The organism is Streptacidiphilus neutrinimicus, assembly GCF_000787815.1.
GTDB classification, from domain to species: domain Bacteria; phylum Actinomycetota; class Actinomycetes; order Streptomycetales; family Streptomycetaceae; genus Streptacidiphilus; species Streptacidiphilus neutrinimicus.
In genome coordinates this window covers 42,514-45,991 of the sequence record NZ_BBPO01000006.1, presented here as the reverse complement: position 1 = coordinate 45,991, position 3,478 = coordinate 42,514, and the positions used below count along the sequence as shown (strand labels likewise).

Annotated in this window: 5 protein-coding genes; 2 read left to right on the top strand and 3 right to left on the bottom strand. The window is 70.8% G+C overall.

The window, feature by feature from the left end:
• Positions 1-830, top strand: an 830-nt coding sequence (gene otsB, locus TR48_RS06405) for a trehalose-phosphatase (protein WP_063770922.1), incomplete at its 5' end; no start/stop codon positions are given.
• Here the strand turns inward: otsB and TR48_RS06400 are convergent.
• Complete coding sequence (locus TR48_RS06400; RefSeq protein WP_042364922.1) at positions 802-1,065, bottom strand: DUF3263 domain-containing protein; 264 nt, start codon at positions 1,063-1,065, stop codon at positions 802-804. The two genes, otsB and TR48_RS06400, sit on opposite strands and share 29 nt — an antisense overlap.
• 99 nt (positions 1,066-1,164) lie before the next feature.
• On the opposite strand from TR48_RS06400, the gene TR48_RS06395 reads away from it, so the two are divergent.
• Positions 1,165-1,509: a cupin domain-containing protein gene (locus TR48_RS06395; RefSeq protein ID WP_042364921.1), complete on the top strand. Its 345-nt coding sequence runs from the start codon at positions 1,165-1,167 to the stop codon at positions 1,507-1,509.
• 70 nt (positions 1,510-1,579) lie between these two features.
• Here TR48_RS06395 and TR48_RS06390 read toward each other — a convergent pair whose 3' ends face one another.
• Both TR48_RS06390 and TR48_RS06385 read right to left on the bottom strand, forming a co-directional pair.
• On the bottom strand, positions 1,580-2,461 hold the full coding sequence (locus TR48_RS06390) for a carbohydrate ABC transporter permease (RefSeq protein WP_084728902.1): 882 nt from the start codon (positions 2,459-2,461) through the stop codon (positions 1,580-1,582).
• A gap of 1 nt (position 2,462) precedes the next feature.
• Positions 2,463-3,431, bottom strand: coding sequence for a carbohydrate ABC transporter permease (locus TR48_RS06385; protein ID WP_084728926.1), 969 nt, complete (start codon positions 3,429-3,431; stop codon positions 2,463-2,465).
• Between the last annotated feature and the right edge of the window lie 47 nt (positions 3,432-3,478).

Genomic DNA, 3,478 nt, shown 5'->3' with positions numbered 1-3,478 from the left:
ACCGAGCGGGCGCCGCCGGGCTGGCGGCGCTGGCCGCCGAGCCGGCGCGGGCGGTCGTCGCCCTGGACTTCGACGGCGTGCTGGCGCCGATCGTCCCCGACCCGGACTCCGCGCGGGCCCACCCGGGCGTCGTGCCCGCGTTGCAACGGCTCGCGCCGCTGCTGGGCGCGGTGGTCGTGGTGACGGGGCGGCCGGCGGGGACCGCCGCGGAGTACGGCGGGTTCGTCGGCGCGCCCGGGCTGGAGCACCTGACGATCCTCGGCCACTACGGCGCGGAGCGCTGGGACGCGCAGACCGGTGAGGTGCACGCCCCGGCGGACCACCCCGGCGTCGCGGCGCTGCGCGCGGAGCTGCCGCGCGAGCTGAAGCGGATGGGCGCCCCGGAGGGCGCCTGGATCGAGGACAAGGGCCGCGCCATCGCCGTCCACACCCGGCGCACCGAGGACCCGGACGGAACGCTCGCGGAGCTGGACGCACCGCTGCGCGCACTGGCGTCCAAGCACGGGCTCACCGTCGAGCCGGGCCGGATGGTGCTGGAGCTGCGTCCACCGGGCGTGGACAAGGGCGCCGCGCTGACAGCCTTCCTGGACGAGCGGAAGGCCGGCGCCGTCCTCTACGTCGGCGACGACCTCGGCGACGTGGCCGCCTACGACGCGGTCGACGACCTGCGCTCCGTCGGGCGCCCCGGCGTGCTCGGCTACAGCGCGCCGACGACGGGCGAGCCGCCGCTGGCGGCGCTGGCGGAGCGGGCCGATCTCGTCCTGTCCGGCCCGCCGGGCGTGGTGGGCCTGCTGGAGGCCCTCAGCGCCGCGCTCGCCTCTCGTCCCTGATCCGGCGCAATCGGTTGACCAGCACCGGGTCGAAGGCGAGGGCGGCCTCGCGGTCGAGCAGGGCGTTGAGGAGCTGGGCGTAGCGGGTGGGCGAGAGACCGAGCTCCTCGCGGATCGCCGCGTCCTTGGCGCCCCGTGCCCGCCACGCCCTCGCCTCGAAGGTCAGCACGGCGCGGTCGCGCTGCGTCAGCTCTTCCACCGTCGCTCCTCCTTCGGGACATCGGACACGGGACATCGGGGCACTCACCCGACCATACGACTTGTCATTCTGCCGCCTCCCTCTGACGCAACCTGTCACCCCCACCGGTGACCTGCACGGACTACCGTCGACGCCATGACCAGTTTCGCCGTGCACATCCCCGACGCCGAGCTCGAGCCCGACCCGCTCGACCCGAGCCAGATCGTCTCCGGCACGCCGGAGGTCTCCGGCAAGGTCCTGTGGGAGTCGGAGGACGGCAGGCAGATCCGCGGCATCTGGCAGATCACCCCGGGCGTGGTCACCGACACCGAGGCGAACGAGCTCTTCGTCGTCGTCTCCGGCCGCGCCACGATCGCCGTGGCCGACGGCCCCACCTTCGACGTCGGCCCGGGCGACGCCTGCGTCCTGCGCGAGGGCGACGAGACCACGTGGACCGTCCACGAGACGCTCCGCAAGGCGTACCACATCACCCTGCCGTAGCCGTCGCCGATCAAGCGCGAGGGGCGCCCGGCCTGAGCCGGGCGCCCCTCGCGTCGTCGTGCCCGAAGTCCTACTTGACCGAGCCCGCCGTGAGGCCGGAGGCGACCTTGCCCTCGATCAGGGCGAAAAGGATGATCACCGGGATCGTGGCGATGACGGAGGCGGCGAACAGGTGCTGCCAGTCCGTGGCGTACTCGCCGACGAAGTTGGAGATCTTGACCGTGAGCGTGCGCGGGCCGCTCTGGGTGGTCAGGGTGAGGGCGACGATGAACTCGTTCCAGGCCGCGATGAAGGTGAAGATCAGCGCGGTGACGATGCCCGGGGAGGCCAGCGGCAGGATGACGCGGAACATCGCGCCGACGCGGCTGCAGCCGTCGACGATCGCGGCCTCCTCGATCTCCTTGGGGATCGCCGAGAAGTAGGCGTTGAGGATCCACACGGCGAAGGCCATGTTGAAGCCGGCGTTGACCAGGATCAGCGACCAGATCGAGTCGATCAGGTTGAACTGGAGGAACTGCTGGTAGATGCCGACGATCATCGCGGTCGGCTGGAACATCTGGGTGATCAGCACCAGCAGCAGGAACAGTCCCTTGCCGCGGAAGTTGCGGCGCGCGGTGTAGTAGGCCGCCGGGATGGCGACCAGCAGCACCAGGGCCGTCGAGCCGAAGGCGATCTCGAGGCTGGTGCCGAGGTTGGTGCCGAGGCCCGTGGACCAGATGTCGGTGAAGCTGGAGAGCGTCGGGTGGCTCGGGAAGAGGTCCCGGTCGTGCAGCTCGTTGCCCGGCCGGAGGGCGGTGATCACCATCTCCAGGTACGGGAGGAGGAAGACCAGCCCGATCAGGTAGGCGCCGCCGGCGAGCGCGACGGTGCGCGGGCGGGGCAGCCTGCGCGGGGCGGGGGCCTTCCGGGCGGAGGCGGCGGCCGGGGTCGGCCGCGCGGTCACAGTGGTCATCTCAGTCCTCCGAGGTGTTCCACCGGGACGCCCGCAGGAAGAACAGGACGACCACGATGATGAAGCCGAAGTTGACCACGGACATCGCGGCTGCCTCGCCGATGCTGGTCTGCTGGGTGTTGTACATGAACAGCGTCGTGGTGGAGGTCTGGTTGCCCGGACCGCCGCCGGTCATCTCGTAGATGATCGGGAACGAGTTGAAGACGTTCATGATGTTGATCAGCGCCGCCACGAGCAGGGCAGGACGCAGCAGCGGCAGCGTGATCGACCAGTAGGTGCGCGCCGTTCCCGCGCCGTCCAGGCGGCAGGCCTCGTAGACGTCCTCCGGGATCGCCTGGAGGCCGGCCAGCAGCGCGTAGGTGGTGAACGGCACCGAGACGAAGATCGCGACCACGATCTCCCAGATGAACGCCGGCGTCTGCTGCGAGAGCCAGTTGACGCTGTTGTAGTTCTTCATGAAGCCCAGGTCGTGCATCAGCACCAGGATCGTGCCGTTGCTCGGGTTGAGCATCCACTTGAAGACGATGGAGGTCATCACGACCGAGGCGGCCCACGGCGCGATCAGCGCCCAGCGGGCGACCTTGCGGCCCGGGAACTGCTTGTTGAACATCTGGGCCACGCCCAGCGAGATCAGGATGGTGAGGCCGACCACGGCGACCACCCAGATGACGGTGCGCACGAGCACGCCGGGCAGGTCCGGCTCGTCGAACAGCTTGGTGAAGTTGCTCCAGCCCGCGCTGCCCTGGTCGAAGCCCATGGAGTCGAAGTGCTGACGAGAGGTCAGGAACATCGAGACCACCGGCCAGATCACCACGAAGAGGATCAGGGCGGTGGCGGGCGTGATCCACGGAAGGGGCGCAAGCGCGCGTAGCACGCGGCGGCCGCCGCCGGCGGACCTGGCCGCCGGGCGCGGGGTGCCGTCGCTCCCGGGAGCCGGCTCCAGCAGGCCGGCCTGGGTCGATTGCGTCATGGTCTGCTCCATCGCGAACGCGCCGAGAGGCCGGCCGGCGGGTGAGT